Annotated in this window: 12 protein-coding genes; 6 read left to right on the top strand and 6 right to left on the bottom strand. The window is 72.9% G+C overall.

All coding sequences use genetic code 11. The features are described from left to right. The first annotated feature begins 50 nt into the window (after nucleotides 1-50). A complete protein-coding gene (locus tag GBN72_RS17625) occupies nucleotides 51-620 on the top strand; it encodes a dienelactone hydrolase family protein (RefSeq protein WP_151772808.1) in 570 nt (189 codons plus the stop codon). A gap of 54 nt (nucleotides 621-674) precedes the next feature. On the opposite strand, the gene GBN72_RS17620 is transcribed toward GBN72_RS17625, so the two are convergent. The 4 genes from GBN72_RS17620 to GBN72_RS17605 all read right to left on the bottom strand — a co-directional run bounded on the left by GBN72_RS17620 (nucleotide 675) and on the right by GBN72_RS17605 (nucleotide 5,408). Beyond that, nucleotides 675-1,661, bottom strand: coding sequence for a zinc metalloprotease (locus tag GBN72_RS17620; protein ID WP_151772807.1), 987 nt, complete (start codon nucleotides 1,659-1,661; stop codon nucleotides 675-677). Nucleotides 1,662-1,991: 330 nt separating this feature from the next. After that, nucleotides 1,992-3,668, bottom strand: a complete 1,677-nt coding sequence (locus GBN72_RS17615) for an alkaline phosphatase D family protein (protein ID WP_151772806.1) — start codon at nucleotides 3,666-3,668, stop codon at nucleotides 1,992-1,994. Nucleotides 3,669-3,770: 102 nt separating this feature from the next. Then, complete coding sequence (locus tag GBN72_RS17610; protein ID WP_151772805.1) at nucleotides 3,771-4,583, bottom strand: thioredoxin domain-containing protein; 813 nt, start codon at nucleotides 4,581-4,583, stop codon at nucleotides 3,771-3,773. A 141-nt stretch (nucleotides 4,584-4,724) separates the two neighbouring features. After that, complete coding sequence (locus GBN72_RS17605; protein ID WP_151772804.1) at nucleotides 4,725-5,408, bottom strand: hypothetical protein; 684 nt, start codon at nucleotides 5,406-5,408, stop codon at nucleotides 4,725-4,727. Between the two features lie 178 nt (nucleotides 5,409-5,586). On the opposite strand from GBN72_RS17605, the gene dnaE reads away from it, so the two are divergent. After that, entirely contained in the window at nucleotides 5,587-9,126 is a 3,540-nt protein-coding gene (gene dnaE, locus GBN72_RS17600; RefSeq protein ID WP_151772803.1) for a DNA polymerase III subunit alpha, read from the top strand. Nucleotides 9,127-9,243: 117 nt separating this feature from the next. Here the strand turns inward: dnaE and GBN72_RS34155 are convergent, their stop codons facing one another. Next, entirely contained in the window at nucleotides 9,244-9,411 is a 168-nt protein-coding gene (locus tag GBN72_RS34155) for a hypothetical protein (protein ID WP_164540706.1), read from the bottom strand. A gap of 245 nt (nucleotides 9,412-9,656) precedes the next feature. On the opposite strand from GBN72_RS34155, the gene GBN72_RS17595 reads away from it, so the two are divergent. The 4 genes from GBN72_RS17595 to GBN72_RS17580 all read left to right on the top strand — a co-directional run bounded on the left by GBN72_RS17595 (nucleotide 9,657) and on the right by GBN72_RS17580 (nucleotide 13,723). Continuing rightward, complete coding sequence (locus GBN72_RS17595) at nucleotides 9,657-10,907, top strand: NYN domain-containing protein (protein ID WP_151772802.1); 1,251 nt, start codon at nucleotides 9,657-9,659, stop codon at nucleotides 10,905-10,907. A gap of 109 nt (nucleotides 10,908-11,016) precedes the next feature. Next, nucleotides 11,017-11,988, top strand: a complete 972-nt coding sequence (locus GBN72_RS17590) for an ABC transporter ATP-binding protein (RefSeq protein WP_151773288.1) — start codon at nucleotides 11,017-11,019, stop codon at nucleotides 11,986-11,988. 57 nt (nucleotides 11,989-12,045) lie between these two features. After that, a complete protein-coding gene (locus tag GBN72_RS17585; protein ID WP_151772801.1) occupies nucleotides 12,046-12,885 on the top strand; it encodes an ABC transporter permease in 840 nt (279 codons plus the stop codon). A gap of 34 nt (nucleotides 12,886-12,919) precedes the next feature. Continuing rightward, the gene (locus tag GBN72_RS17580; RefSeq protein ID WP_174887154.1) at nucleotides 12,920-13,723 is read left to right on the top strand and encodes a hypothetical protein; all 804 of its coding nucleotides are present in this window, start codon (nucleotides 12,920-12,922) and stop codon (nucleotides 13,721-13,723) included. Between the two features lie 61 nt (nucleotides 13,724-13,784). Here GBN72_RS17580 and ybaK read toward each other — a convergent pair whose 3' ends face one another. Further along, nucleotides 13,785-14,285 carry a Cys-tRNA(Pro) deacylase gene (gene ybaK / locus GBN72_RS17575; RefSeq protein WP_151772800.1) on the bottom strand — a complete coding sequence of 167 codons (501 nt, stop codon included), beginning with the start codon at nucleotides 14,283-14,285 and terminating at the stop codon, nucleotides 13,785-13,787. Nucleotides 14,286-14,833 lie beyond the last annotated feature (548 nt).

Here is a 14,833-nt window from a genome sequence, read left to right as displayed (position 1 = left end):
TATCCCGGACCGGGGAGAAACGAACGCGGAGACCGTGTGAGCATTTACTCATGAACGTGATGCTCTTCCACTCGACCTACGGTCTGCGCCCCGCCGTGCGCGAGGCCGCCGACCGGCTGCGCGCCGCGGGCCACGAGGTGTGGACGCCGGACCTCTTCGAGGGAAGGGTCTTCGACGCGGTCGAGGACGGCATGGAGTACCACGCCACGGTCGGCGCGGACGAACTGCTCAGGCGGGCCGTGCTGGCGGCCGCGCCCTACGCGGACCGGGGGCTGGTCTACGCGGGCTTCTCGCTCGGCGCGGCCACCGCGCAGACCCTGGCGCTCGGCGACGACAGGGCGCGCGGCCTGCTGCTCCTGCACGGCACCTCCGACATCGCGGCGGGCGCCTCGGTGGACGACCTGCCGGTCCAGCTCCACGTGGCGGAGCCCGACCCGTTCGAGACGGACGACTGGCTGAGCGCCTGGTACCTGCAGATGCGCCGGGCCGGCGCGGACGTGGAGATCTTCCGGTACCCCGGAGCCGGTCACCTCTACACCGACCCCGATCTCCCGGACCACGACGCCGAGGCGGCCGAGGCCACCTGGCGGGTGGCGCTCGGCTTCCTCGACTCGCTGTAGCTCCTGGACCCGCGGTGGTCGCCGGGCCCGCCGCAGCGGGTCACCGCCCGGGCGTCAGCCCGCGCGGTAGGCCGTCCAGGCCTGCTGCATCCGGCTCACCTGGCCGCCGGTGAACTGGTACATGCAGGAGTCGTACGTGTAGTCCATGAAGTTGTGGATCGGGTCGGCGCCGGCGGACTTGGCGCAGGTGTCACGGCCGGTGGGGCACTCGTAGGCCGGGCTGGCCTCGGGGGCGGTGTCGGAGACGTAGTCGCCGTTGCCGTTGCAGCCGCCCTGGAAGGTGTGGTAGAGGCCCAGCCAGTGGCCGACCTCGTGGGTGGCGGTGTCGCCCTGGTTGTAGTTGGCCGCGGAGCCGCCCGGCAGCGACTCGTCCAGGATGACGACGCCGTCCATGGACGTGACCTTGGAGGTCGGGAAGGTCGCCCAGCCGAGCAGGCCGCCGCTGAGGTTGGCGGTGTAGACGTTGAGGGCGCCCGCGCCGCCCTTGCGCAGGGCGGTCTTCATGGCCTTCTCGGCGGAGGAGCCGGAGGCCAGGTTGTACCAGGAGGCGTTGTTCGTGTAGTCGACGGACGCCAGGGAGAACTGGAAGCCGGTGTCGACGTTGCCGGTGCCCTGGCCGGCGTAGGCGGCGTTCAGCACGTTGATCTGGTTGTTGATCTCGGTGGACGTCAGGTTGCCCTTGGTGCCGTCGGTGATGACGTGGAAGTACACCGGGATGGTGGCGGAGACCGCGGCGGCGGAGGGGGCGGCGGCGCGCCGCCCGGCGAGCTGCTTCTCGAGGTCGGCCTGCATGGCCTTGGCCTTCGCGGCGGTGACCGTGTTGGGGTCGACGGCCTCGTGGTCGTGGTCGTGACCCTTGGCCTGACGGGCCAGGGAGCCGGCCGTGTCGTCGCAGGCCTCGGCGGAGGAGACCGAGGCGGCGGGCGCGGCGGCCAGCGTCGTGGGGGCCGCGACCGGGGTCAGGACGAGGGATCCGGCCACGGCGGCGGCACCGAGGAGACGCCGGCGCAGCTGGGGGGATATCCGGGCGAACGCACGCATGTGAGCTCCTTGCTCGAGCGGGGCAGACGCGGCGCGCAGGGGTCTTTCCTGGCCGCCGCCCGGACATTACGTGGACATGCCCAATCGTCAGGAGTGCGGATCCGGCCTGATCACGTGGGGTGCAGACCGGGGCAATCGGAAGCGCTCAGGCGCCGCCGCCCCGTCGGGACGGGACGGCGGCGTGACGCGGCGTGGTCGCGGACGGCCGGAGTGTCCGCATTCGTTCGGGGGCGAAACACCGGCCGAAGACGCGCGCCATCGGCCCTTCATGAGGAGCTGGGGCCACCGGAGTGGCTGAGAATCGCCCCTGTAGTCGACGCGCGTTGCGTGTTACACGGGGTCGTAGGTGCGCTCGGTCTTCTGCGTCCCGCTGAGGGTGCGGTAGGAGCGGACCCAGTGGGAGGAGGCGGCCGGGTCGGCGCGGTCCGAGATCCGGTAGTAGTCCATCTGCGCCCGCTCCGGCGTCAGCGAGAACACGCCGTAGCCGTGCTGGTCGGTGTCGACGAACTTGATGTGCCGGTTCATGGTCTTGATGACCGGTTCGGCGACCGCCGTGATGGTGCCCTCGGCCACGCCCACGTAGTCGTCGAGGTTGTCCGACGTCACCGAGGTGACGACGAACTCGGTCGCCGCCGAGGCGGTCAGCGGGTACGTCGTCGCGTTGACGGGCACGTCGGTGGCGAAGGCCATGTGGACGTCGCCGGTCAGGAAGACCGTGTTGCGGATGGAATGGGACCGCAGGTGGGAGATGAGCTCCTTGCGGTCGTCGGTGTACCCGTCCCACTGGTCGACGCTGATCGCCAGGTCCGGCAGGCCGAGCAGCTCGCCCAGGGGCTCGCGGACGAACGCCGGGAGCTGGGCCACCGAGAACGGCGCGATCATCACGGAGTTGCCGACCAGCCGCCAGGTGGTGTCCGAGGCGGAGAGGCCGGATTTCAGCCAGTCCATCTGGGCGCGGCCGGTGAGGGTGCGGTCCGGGTCGTCCACCGCGCCGCCCGCCGAGGAGACCTGCTGGGAGCGGAAGCTGCGCAGGTCCAGCAGGGAGAGGTCGGCGAGCCTGCCGAAGCGCAGCCGGCGGTAGGTGGTCCCGGCGATCGCGGGGCGGACCGGCATCCACTCGAAGTAGGCCTGCTTGGCGGCCGCCTGACGTGCCGTCCAGGTCCCCTCGGCGCCCTCGGTGTGGTTCTCGGCGCCGCCGGACCAGGTGTCGTTGGCGATCTCGTGGTCGTCCCAGATCGCGACGCACGGGGCGGTGGCGTGCAGGGCCTGGAGGTCCTGGTCCGTCTTGTACCGGGCGTGGCGCATCCGGTAGTCGGCGAGGGTGAGGACCTCGTGCTCGGGCTGGTAGGTGCGGACCACCCCGCCGTAGGCGTAACCGCCGCTGGCGTACTCGTAGATGTAGTCGCCCAGGTGCAGCCAGGCGTCCAGGTCGCCGCGGGCGGCGAGGTGGCGGTACGGCGAGAAGTAACCGGCCTCGTAGTTGGCGCAGGAGACCACCCCGAACCGCAGTCCGGCCACCGAGGCGTCGGCGGAGGGCGCGGTGCGGGTGCGCGCCACGGGGGAGTGCACCGAGCCGGCGGTGAAGCGGAAGAAGTAGTCGGTGCCCGGGCGCAGGCCGCGCACGTCGGCCTTGACGGTGTGGTCGGAGGCCGCCCTCGCCGTGACCGTGCCGCGGGCCACCACGCCGGTCAGGGCTCGGTCGGTGGCGATCACCCACTCGACCGGGGTGTCCGGCCCCACCCCGGAACCGGGCGTCGCCTCGGGGGCGGGGGTGACCCGGGTCCACAGCAGGACGCCGTCGGGCAGCGGGTCGCCGGAGGCCACGCCGTGCAGGAAGGCGGGTGCGGCGGTGGCCGCCCGGGCCGGCAGGGCGGAGGCGAGCGGTGCGGCCAGCGCGGCGCCGGCCGCGGCGGCCTTGACCACCGTGCGGCGGCTGGGGGCGGGAGAGGTGGCGGGGGCGGAGGTGGCGGGGGCGGAGGCGTCGGCGTGCGGTCTGTGTCGGCTCATGGGCCGGAGGCTACTGACGCGTACATGTAAGAGCGAGCGAACTCACAAGAGTTCGCCCGCTCTTCGGCCGTTATTCGGCCACCGGCCCGAGGCCGGGCCGGATCAGCCCTTCAGCGCGGTGCCGACGGCCGCCTCGAACTCCTCGACCGTCATCGGCGCGCCGCCGTTGGCGCTGGTGACGACCTTGCCGTCCATCTTGAGGGTCGGGGTGCCCTCGACGCCCTCGGAGTTGCTGAACTTCTCCGACATCTCCAGCGCCCACTTGTCGAAGGTGCCGTCCTTGACGTCCTTCTCGAAGTCCTTGTTGCCCTTCAGGGCGTCCACCGAGTTGGCGATCTTGATCAGGTACGCGTCGTCGGCCAGCTTGTCGGCGGACTCCTCCGGGTGGAACTCGGCGGAGTACAGCGCGGCCTTGAAGTCGAGGAACGCCTCCGGGCTGACGTCCAGGGCGGCGCCCAGCGCGCTCAGCGCGTTCTTCGAGCCCGTGCCGGTCAGGCGGTCGTCGAGGAAGCTGGCGCCGACGAACTGCAGCTTGTACCGGCCGTCGTCCATGCCCTTCTTGACCGCCTCGCCGACGGTCTGCTCGAAGGAGGCGCAGACGGGGCAGCGCGGGTCCTCGTAGACCTCCAGCGTCTTCTTGGCCTCGGCCTTGCCGATGATCACGTCGAGGCCGTTCTTGCCGCTGGTGTTGGCGGGCGCCACCAGCTTGGCGTCCTTGGCGGCCTCCCACGCGGAGGGCTTGTTGGCCTGGACGATGCCGTAGGCGACGCCGCCGGCTATCGCGAGGCCGGCCACGACGGACACGGCGACGACGACCTGACGCCGGGCCTTGGCGCGCTTGGCGTCGCGCTCGCGCTCCTGGCGCAGCCGCTCGCGGGCGGCGGTCTTGGCGGCCTGGGAGTTGCGCTGGCTCATGGGTTCTCCAGAAGAAGTCGTGAAGGAAAGGAAGTACGGGAAGTCGACGCGCACGCGCGGACGCCGCGGAGGCGTCGCGGGCGCGGTGGTGCCCGGGGACGTGACGGGGCCGCCGTCGGCGGGCCCCGGCCGCGGGGCGGGTCAGACCGCGGCGGAGAGGAGGGCGGGCGGCCCGCGCAGCCCCAGGGAGCGCACCAGGTACCGCATCCGCGGCGCGGCGGCCGGAGCGGCGCCGGCGGCGGTCCGCAGGACCGGGACGGCCCGCGCTGAGACGGTGGCGAACGCCACCAGCAGCGGGCGGAAGGTGGTGGCGGCGACGGCGCGCAGCACCTGGGCCAGCGCCTGCTCGCCGCGGCTCAGCCAGGCGGCGGCCAGCAGCCCCACCCCGACGTGGCAGGCGAGCAGTGCCCAGGCCGCGCCCGGGCCGCTCTCGGAGAGCAGCGCGGCGGCGCCCTCCGGGGCGGCCGCCCGCGCGAGGGGGCCGCCCACCGGCGTCCCGCCGCAGAGCAGGTCCAGGCCGACGGAGTGCAGGGGGCCGGTCACCGGGCCGCCGGCCGCGCCGTAGCAGGCGTGCTGGCCGGCGGTGAAGACCGTGTCGGCGGCGAGTTCCAGCGGGACCAGGAGGGCGGCGATCGGGCCGAAACGGCGCTCCCGCCCGGCCAGCGCGTACGCCGTCACGAAGACGACGGCGCAGACCGCGGCCACCGTGGACACCGGGAGCGGCGCGCCCGAGAGCAGCACGTGGGACGCGGTGCCTACGGTCACGGCCAGTGCCGTGAAGAGCACCGCGCGCGCGGCTCTGAGGGGGGTCCCGGACATGTCCATCTCGCGGAGAGTCTGGCACGCCCGAGGTTAAAGACCTGGTAAAAGGTGACGGCGGCCACCCCACCCGGCCGGGAAGGTTCCCGATGCCCCGGCTTGTCGGCCCGGGGGCATAGACTTCGAGACCGACAACCCGGACCACGCGCACCCCCCGCCCCGTGTTTCCCAGGAGGCCCCACCCGTGTCCAAGCCGCCCTTCACGCACCTGCACGTCCACACCCAGTACTCGCTGCTGGACGGTGCCGCGCGGCTCAAGGACATGTTCAACGCGTGCAACGAGATGGGCATGACGCACATCGCCATGTCCGACCACGGCAACCTGCACGGCGCGTACGACTTCTTCCACACCGCGAAGAAGTCCGGGATCACGCCGATCATCGGCATCGAGGCCTACGTCGCCCCCGAGTCGCGGCGCAACAAGCGCAAGATCCAGTGGGGCCAGCCGCACCAGAAGCGCGACGACGTCTCCGGTTCCGGCGGTTACACCCACAAGACCATCTGGGCGGCGAACGCCACCGGGCTGCACAACCTCTTCCGGCTCTCCTCCGACGCCTACGCCGAGGGCTGGCTGCAGAAGTGGCCCCGGATGGACAAGGAGACCATCTCCCAGTGGTCCGAGGGCCTGATCGCCTCCACCGGCTGCCCCTCCGGCGAGGTCCAGACCCGCCTGCGCCTCGGCCAGTTCGACGAGGCGGTGAAGGCGGCCGCCGACTACCAGGACATCTTCGGCAAGGACCGGTACTTCCTGGAACTGATGGACCACGGCATCGACATCGAGCACCGGGTCCGCGAAGGCCTGCTGGAGATCGGCAAGAAGCTCGGCATCCCGCCGCTGGTCACCAACGACTCGCACTACACCTACGCGCACGAGGCCACCGCCCACGACGCGCTGCTGTGCATCCAGACCGGCAAGAACCTCTCCGACCCCGACCGCTTCCGGTTCGACGGCACCGGCTACTACCTGAAGTCGACGGACGAGATGTACGCCATCGACTCCTCCGACGCCTGGCAGGAGGGCTGCCGCAACACCCTCCTGGTCGCCGAGCAGATCGACACCACCGGGATGTTCGAGAAGCGCGACCTGATGCCGAAGTTCGACATCCCGGAGGGCTACACCGAGATCACCTGGTTCCAGGAGGAGGTCCGCCGCGGCATGGAGCGCCGCTACCCGGGCGGCATCCCCGAGGACCGGCAGGCGCAGGCCGACTACGAGATGAACGTCATCATCCAGATGGGGTTCCCGGGCTACTTCCTCGTCGTCGCCGACTTCATCAACTGGGCCAAGAGCAACGGCATCGCGGTCGGCCCCGGCCGAGGCTCCGCCGCCGGCTCGATCGTCGCCTACGCGATGGGCATCACCGACCTCGACCCCATCCCGCACGGCCTGATCTTCGAGCGCTTCCTCAACCCCGAGCGCGTCTCCATGCCCGATGTCGACATCGACTTCGACGAGCGCAGGCGCGTCGAGGTGATCCGGTACGTCACCGAGAAGTACGGCGCCGACAAGGTCGCCATGATCGGCACCTACGGCACCATCAAGGCCAAGAACGCCATCAAGGACTCCGCCCGCGTCCTCGGTTACCCGTACGCGATGGGCGACCGCCTCACCAAGGCGATGCCCGCCGACGTCCTCGGCAAGGGCATCCCGCTCTCCGGCATCACCGACCCGAAGCACCCCCGGTACTCGGAGGCCGGCGAGATCCGCGGGATGTACGAGAACGAGCCGGACGTCAAGAAGGTCATCGACACCGCCAAGGGCGTCGAGGGCCTGGTCCGGCAGATGGGCGTGCACGCCGCCGGCGTCATCATGTCCAGCGAGACCATCACCGACCACGTCCCGGTCTGGGTCCGGCACACCGACGGCGTCACCATCACGCAGTGGGACTACCCGAGCTGCGAGTCGCTCGGCCTGCTGAAGATGGACTTCCTGGGTCTCCGCAACCTGACGATCATGGACGACGCCGTCAAGATGGTGAAGGCCAACAAGGGGATCGACATCGATCTCCTGGGCCTCCCGCTCGACGACCCCACCACCTTCGAACTCCTCCAGCGGGGAGACACCCTCGGCGTCTTCCAGTTCGACGGCGGCCCCATGCGCTCCCTGCTGCGCATGATGAAGCCCGACAACTTCGAGGACATCTCCGCCGTCTCGGCCCTGTACCGGCCGGGCCCGATGGGCATGAACTCGCACATCAACTACGCGCTGCGCAAGAACGGCCAGCAGGAGATCACGCCGATCCACCCGGAGCTGGAGGAGCCGCTCAAGGAGGTGCTGAGCGTCACCTACGGCCTGATCGTGTACCAGGAGCAGGTGCAGAAGGCCGCCCAGATCATCGCCGGCTACTCGCTCGGCGAGGCCGACATCCTCCGCCGCGTGATGGGCAAGAAGAAGCCCGACGAACTGGCCAAGAACTTCACCATCTTCCAGGCCGGCGCCCGCAAGAACAACTACAGCGACGAAGCCATCCAGGCGCTCTGGGACGTCCTGGTCCCGTTCGCCGGCTACGCCTTCAACAAGGCGCACTCCGCCGCCTACGGCCTGGTCTCCTACTGGACCGCCTACCTCAAGGCCAACCACCCCGCCGAGTACATGGCGGGCCTGCTCACCTCGGTCAAGGACGACAAGGACAAGTCGGCGGTCTACCTCAACGAGTGCCGCCGCATGGGCATCAAGGTGCTCCCGCCGAACGTCAACGAGTCCGAGCCCAACTTCGCCGCCCAGGGCGACGACGTGATCCTCTTCGGCCTCTCCGCGGTCCGCAACGTCGGCTCCAACGTCGTCGACTCGGTCATCCGCACCCGCAAGGGCAAGGGCAAGTTCTCCTCCTTCCCCGACTACCTCGACAAGGTCGAGGCCGTGGTCTGCAACAAGCGCACCACCGAGTCGCTGATCAAAGCCGGCGCCTTCGACTCCCTCGGGCACACCCGCAAGGGCTTGATCGCCCAGTACGAGCCGATGATCGACAACGTGGTCCAGGTCAAGCGCAAGGAGGCCGAGGGGCAGTTCGACCTCTTCGGCGGCATGGGCGACGAGGGCGCCGACGAGCCGGGCTTCGGCCTGGACGTCGAGTTCTCCACCGACGAGTGGGACAAGACCTACCTGCTCGCCCAGGAACGGGAGATGCTCGGCCTCTACGTCTCCGACCACCCGCTCTTCGGCCTGGAGAACGTCCTCTCCGACAAGGCGGACGCGGGCATCGCCCAGCTCACCGGCGGCGACTACGGGGACGGCGCGGTCGTCACCATCGGCGGCATCATCTCCGGCATCCAGCGCAAGATGACCAAGCAGGGCAACGCCTGGGCCATCGCCACCGTCGAGGACCTGGCCGGCTCCATCGACTGCATGTTCTTCCCCGCCACCTACCAGCTGGTCTCCACCCAGCTCGTCGAGGACGCCGTCGTGTTCGTCAAGGGCCGGCTCGACAAGCGGGAGGACGTACCGCGGCTGGTCGCGATGGAGCTGATGGTCCCCGACCTGTCCAACGCCGGGACCAACGCGCCCGTGATCCTCACCATCCCCGCGCTCAAGGTCACCCCGCCGATGGTGACCCGCCTCGGGGAGATCCTCGCCAGCCACAAGGGCGACAGCGAGGTACGGATCAAGCTGCAGGGCCCGCGCAAGACGACGGTGCTGCGCCTGGACCGGCACCGGGTGAAGCCCGACCCCGCCCTCTACGGCGACCTCAAGGTCCTGCTCGGCCCGTCCTGCCTCGCGGGCTGACCTCGCGGGGCGGCCTCGCGGGCCGGCCACCGGCCGGCCACCCCGGAACGCGCCAGGGGCCCGCCCCGGAGCTCGCTTCCGCGAACTCGGGCAGGCCCCCTACGGGCGCGGCGCGCGTCAGTTGTGGCCGAAGCGGCGCTGCTTGTTGCGCGCCACGTCCGCGGGGCTGCCCTGGACCTGCGCGACCGTGGACTGGTGCTGCGCCGCCTCGTCCGGACGGTGCTGCGGGCGGTCGGACTGCGTGGCGCGCTGGGCGGGCTTGCGGGTGTTCTTGTTCTTGGCCATGGTGATCTTCCTCCTGAGGGGGATCGTGATCGGTGTGCCAGAGCCGAGTTCAGACTCACACACGCCGCTCACGCACGCATGTCGGACGACTACCGTGCGTCACATGGTCGTTGGGGCGCGGGCCGCTCCCGACGGGCAAACGCCACGCCGAAGATCGAGTTCGGGCCGTCTGGACCCCCGGGCTGGGGCAGACTCGAAGCGAACCCGAAGCACACCTCCCCGGACAGAGGAAAGAGGGTGACCGCGTGGACCGCTGCATCGTCCTGGTGGACGCCGGATATCTGCTGGGTGCCGCCGCCAGCCTCCTCGCCGGAGAGCCCTCGCGGTCCCGCATCACCGTCGACCACGCCGCCCTCATCCAAGGCCTCCGGGAACGCGCCGAGGCGGACACGCGGCAACCCCTGCTGCGCATCTACTGGTTCGACGGCGCCCCCGACCGGGTCCCGCAGCCCGAGCACCGCCGGCTGCGGGTGATGCCCCGGGTCACCGTCCGCCTCGGCGCCCTCACCCGCTCCGACGGACGCTGGGCGCAGAAGGGCGTCGACGCCGCCATGCACGCCGAACTCACCGAACTCGCCCGCAACCGCGCCTGTTCCGACATCGTGCTCGTCACCGGCGACGGCGATCTGCTGCCCGGGATGATGTCCGCCAAGGAGCACGGCGTCGCCGTCCACCTGTGGGCCGTGCAGGCCGCCGACAACAACTACAACCAGTCCGAGGACCTGGTCGCCGAGGCCGACGAACGCCGCGTGCTCGACCGGGCCTGGATCACCCAGGCCGTCCGCGCCCGCGACCTCGCCGGAGCGTGCCCGCCGCCGCCCGCACCGCGCCCGGAGATCGCCGCCATCCTCTCCGCCCCGCCCGGCGACCCCCACACCCAGGGCGACCGGCAGGCCCCCGCCCACGAGTCCGCCCACACCGCCTCCGTCAACGGCGGCGTCAACGGCAACGGCGAGAACGGCGGCCCCGACCGGGTGCCCGCGCCCAAGGGCGTGCCCACCCCCAAGGACCTCGCCGCGCTGCGCGCCCCCGGCCCGCAGACCGCCACCGCGCCCGCCCCGCAGCCCACGACCACCGCCACCCTGCGCTGGTCCTCCGACCGGGGCTGGGTCGAGCGCCCCGGCACGCCCCCCGAGTCGGCCGAGGCGGCCACCCTGCCCACCCTCGCCCAGCTCACCAGCGCCGAGCAGCGGTGGGCCGACCACGAGGAGGACATCACCAGCGTCGGCGGCGACGCCTACGAGGTCGGCCAGGTCTTCGCCCGCCGCTGGATCCAGCGCGTCACCGACCCCTCCTGCCTGGACAAGCTCTCCGCCGAGTACCCCCGCATCCCGCACCGCGTCGACGGCGAACTCCTGCGCTACGCGGCCCGCTTCGGACTCCTCGCGCACAAGGACGACCAGATCGACGAACACGACCGCTACGCCATCCGGGCGGGCTTCTGGCGGGAGGTCGACAGCCACACCGGCGCGGAACGCCCCGCCGTGGCCGAGTGACGAGGCGGACCCGGGGGAGCCGGGTCGGATTTCGGGCCGAGTCGGGCACCCCGTAGGCTCATCCCTCGTGAACGAACGCCCCGCACCGCCGTCCCCGCGTCCTGAGGTCGTGTGCGCGGTGCGTGACCTCACCAAGACCTATCCGGCCGGCCGGGGCCGCCGCGGCGCGCCCGGCACGCCCGAGGTGCGGGCCACCGACGCCGTCAGCCTGGACGTCCACCGGGGCGAGATCTTCGGCCTGCTCGGCCCCAACGGCGCCGGCAAGTCCACCCTGGTCCGGCAGATCACCGGCCTGATGCGGCCCGACCGCGGCAGCGTCACCCTCTACGGCCACGACGTCGTCCGCCACCCCGAGCGCGCCTCGCGGCTCCTCGCCTACCTCGGCCAGGAGTCCACCGCCCTCGACGAGCTGACCGTCTCGCTGGCCGCGGAGACCACCGGCCGGCTGCGCGGCCTGGACACCCGCACCGCCCGCGCGGAGCGCGACGCCGTCCTCGACGAACTCGGCCTCGGCCCGATCGCCGGGCGCCCGCTGCGCAAGCTCTCCGGAGGCCAGCGCCGGCTCGCCTGCTTCGCCACCGCCCTGGTCGGCGAGCGGCCGCTGCTGGTCCTCGACGAGCCCACCACCGGCATGGACCCGGTCGCCCGCCGCGCCGTCTGGTCCGCCGTCGACCGCCGCCGCGCCGAGCACGGGGCGACGGTGCTGCTGGTCACCCACAACGTCATCGAGGCGGAGACCGTGCTGGACCGGGTCGCCGTGCTCGACCGGGGCCGGGTCATCGCCTGCGACTCGCCCTCCGGACTCAAGGAACGCGTCGCCGACGAGGTCCGCGTCGACCTCGTCTGGCGCGAACGGGCGCCGCTGCACGTGCCCGAGGTGGCGGCGCTGCGCGGCCGGGCCGTCGAGTCGGGCCGCCGCTGGACGCTGCGGCTCGCCCCCGAGGAGGCGCGGGCCGCCGTCGGCGCGGTCACCGGCGGGGCCGCCTTCGCCGCCCTGGACGACTTCACGCTGGCCACGCCCAGTCTGGAGGACGTCTACCTGGCGCTCGGCGGCGAGGCGCGCGGGCTGGTGAAGGCATGAGGCGGGCGTGGCCGACCGTGTGGACGAGCCGACCGTGTGGACGATGAGGAGCAGCCTGTGAGCGTCGTACCCGCCGAGACCCTGCCGGGCACGGCTCCGGCGCCGCCCGCGGCCCCGCGGGCGGAGGGCGCCGCGGAGGCCGTCGCCGAGCTGGGGCCGCGGGCCCGGCTGTGGCCCGCCCTGGGCGCCGTCTACCGGGCCCAGCTCTCCCGGGCGCGGGTGGCGCGGATCCCGCTCCTCTTCGTGGCCACCTTCCAGTCCGTCGGCATCATGATCCTGATGCGGGGCGTGGTGGACGGCGGCGCCGAGGCGCGGGCCGTGGTGGCGGGCTCCTCCGTGCTGGTCGTCGCCTTCGTCGCGCTCAACCTGCTCTCCCAGTACTTCGGGCAGCTGCGGGCCAGCGGCGGACTCGACCACTACGCCACCCTGCCGGTGCCGCCCGCCGCGGTGGTGCTGGGAGCGGCGGCGGCCTACGCCTCGTTCACCGTGCCCGGCACCGTGGTCACCGCGGTCTTCGGCTGTCTGCTGTTCGGGCTGCCGCTCACCCATCTGTGGGTGCTGGCCGCGGTCATCCCGCTCGCCGGGGCCGCGCTGGCCGGGCTCGGGGCGGCCTGCGGGCTGCTCGCGCCCCGGCCGGAGCTGGCCACCCTGCTGGGGCAGCTCGGCATGTCGGGGGCGCTCCTGCTGGGCGTGCTGCCCGCCTCCCGGATGCCGCAGGTGGTGGCCCTGGCCCGGGACCTGCTGCCGTCCACCTACGCGGTGGAGGCGTTCACCCGCTCCTTCGGGGCGCGGCCGGACTGGGCACGGGTGCTCGGCGACCTCACCGTCTGCGCCGCCGTCGGCGTGGTCTCGCTGGCCGTGGCCACCTGGGCCTACCGCAGGGCCGCCGTCCGGTGACGCGCCGGCCGCCGACGCCTGGCACGATGTCAGGGTGACCGCACCTCTGACTCCTCCGCCGCACCCGCAGTCCGAGTCTCACAACGCCACCGCGCAGGGGGCCACGGCCCACGGCGCCGACCGGACCCCCGGCGGGGCGCAGCCCGCCGCGCAGGGCGACGGCTCCGGCGACGGCTCCGGCGGCGGCTCCGCGGGCGCGACGGCCGGTGCCGGCGGCTCCCACCGGTTCGCCCCCCGCTCCGCGCTGCGGGCCTACCTGGAGGGCGGCCCCGGTCTGCGGACCGAGCTGCGCCAGGCCGCGCTGGTCCTCGCCGCGCTCACCGCCGCGGGACTGCTGCTGGGGCTGCTCTGGGTCTGGCTGGCGCCGCGGGTGCCGCTGGTCGGCGAGGTGTCCGACGGCAGATGGGTCGCCTACCTCGCGGAGATCGAGGGCGAACAGGCGGTCGGCGCGGACGGAACGTTCACCCTGCTCGCCGCCGGCTTCGGACTCCTCAGCGGCGGGCTGGTGTTCCTGCTCGTGCGGCGGGGCGGTGTGCCGGTGGCGGCCGGACTGTGCGCCGGCGGGCTGCTCGGGTCACTGGTGGCCTGGCAGGCCGGCGCCTCCCTCGGCCCCACCGCGGACGTGGCGGCGCACGCCCGTGAGGTGGGAGCGGGCGTGCGGTTCGACGCCCCGCTGGAACTCCACGCGGTCAGCGCGCTGGTGGCCTGGCCGGTGGTGGCCCTGCTGGTGCACCTGGCGCTGACGGCCCTGCTGGTGCCGCGCGACGAGACCGACGCGGAGCGGTGGGCGGCGGAACCCGCCGAGGGCGACGCGGAGGACGCCCGGCCCGCCAAGTGAGGCGGGGCGGCGGACCCGGCCCCGCGGCGGCCGGTACACACCCCGCGACGGCCTCGCGGCCCTAGGCGCGACCGATCGGCGCCAGCGCCGCGGAGGTGAGCGACGCCAGGTCCGCCGGGGCCAGCTCCACCTCGAGACCGCGCCGCCCGGCCGAGACGCAGATCGTCCCGTGACCCTCCGCGGACGCGTCGAGCACCGTCGGCAGCTTCTTGCGCTGGCCCAGCGGGGAGATCCCGCCCCGCACGTAGCCCGTGGTCCGCTCGGCCAGCGCGGGGTCCGCCATCGCCGCCCGCTTGCCGCCCACCGCGGAGGCCAGCGCCTTCAGGTCCAGCGACCCGGCCACCGGCACGACGGCCACCACCAGCGAGCCGTCGACGTCCGCGACCAGCGTCTTGAACACCCGGTCCGGGGACACCCCCATCGCCTCGGCGGCCTCCTCGCCGTAGGAGGGGTGGGCGGGGTCGTGTTCGTAGGCGTGCACGGTGAACGGCACCCCGGCATCGGTCAGGGCGACCGTGGCGGGCGTTCCGCCGGACTGCTGCTTCTTCGACTTCTTCGCCATCTTCCTGTCTTCCGCCGCGGGGTCCACCGTGGGGCGGTGGAGGCCGGGGTGGGCCGGTCCGCAGCGTAGTGCGGGGCCGCCGGGGGCGGCGACGTCGTCCGGAGGATGATCCGCGCCGCGGTGGTACCCCCGGCCTTCCCCGCCCCGGGCGGCGGGGCCCTTCCGGTCCGGTCCGCGACGGCGGCCACGGCCCCGAACCGCCGGCCCGGCGCCCCAGGGTGCCCGGGCGGCGTCACCCGGGCCCCGGGTGACGGGTGCCGGCATGGCGAGCCGGCCGGCGTGCGGCCGTGCGTGCGGCCGTCAGGGAGCCGGTGGGGGCATGGGCGGCGCCTGCGGGCGGCCATCCGGGCCGCCCACGCCCGTGCGCGCGGCGCGTACGGGCGTGGGTCGGCATGCTGCCGACGGCCTGCGTCGAGGGCCTGGACGGGTGTGCCGATGCGGTCGTGCGCCGTGCGGCGGCGGCATTCAGGGCGCCGGCCGGGAGCGGACGGGCCCCTGGCGGGGTGCGGGCGGGGCTCTGTGGGCGGTCATCCGGTGGAGGGTGGCCC

The organism is Streptomyces abyssomicinicus, assembly GCF_008974245.1.
Taxonomy (GTDB): Bacteria; Actinomycetota; Actinomycetes; order Streptomycetales; family Streptomycetaceae; genus Streptomyces; species Streptomyces abyssomicinicus.
Note: the sequence above shows the minus strand (reverse complement) of the source record. Positions and strands in the feature narration are given on the sequence as shown.

Coding starts and splice junctions, on each gene's coding strand:
- GBN72_RS17625 (WP_151772808.1), top strand. CDS start 51: ATGAACGTGATGCTCTTCCACTCGACCTACGGTCTGCGCCCCGCCGTG.
- GBN72_RS17620 (WP_151772807.1), bottom strand. CDS start 1,661: ATGCGTGCGTTCGCCCGGATATCCCCCCAGCTGCGCCGGCGTCTCCTC.
- GBN72_RS17615 (WP_151772806.1), bottom strand. CDS start 3,668: ATGAGCCGACACAGACCGCACGCCGACGCCTCCGCCCCCGCCACCTCC.
- GBN72_RS17610 (WP_151772805.1), bottom strand. CDS start 4,583: ATGAGCCAGCGCAACTCCCAGGCCGCCAAGACCGCCGCCCGCGAGCGG.
- GBN72_RS17605 (WP_151772804.1), bottom strand. CDS start 5,408: ATGGACATGTCCGGGACCCCCCTCAGAGCCGCGCGCGCGGTGCTCTTC.
- GBN72_RS34155 (WP_164540706.1), bottom strand. CDS start 9,411: ATGGCCAAGAACAAGAACACCCGCAAGCCCGCCCAGCGCGCCACGCAG.
- ybaK (WP_151772800.1), bottom strand. CDS start 14,285: ATGGCGAAGAAGTCGAAGAAGCAGCAGTCCGGCGGAACGCCCGCCACG.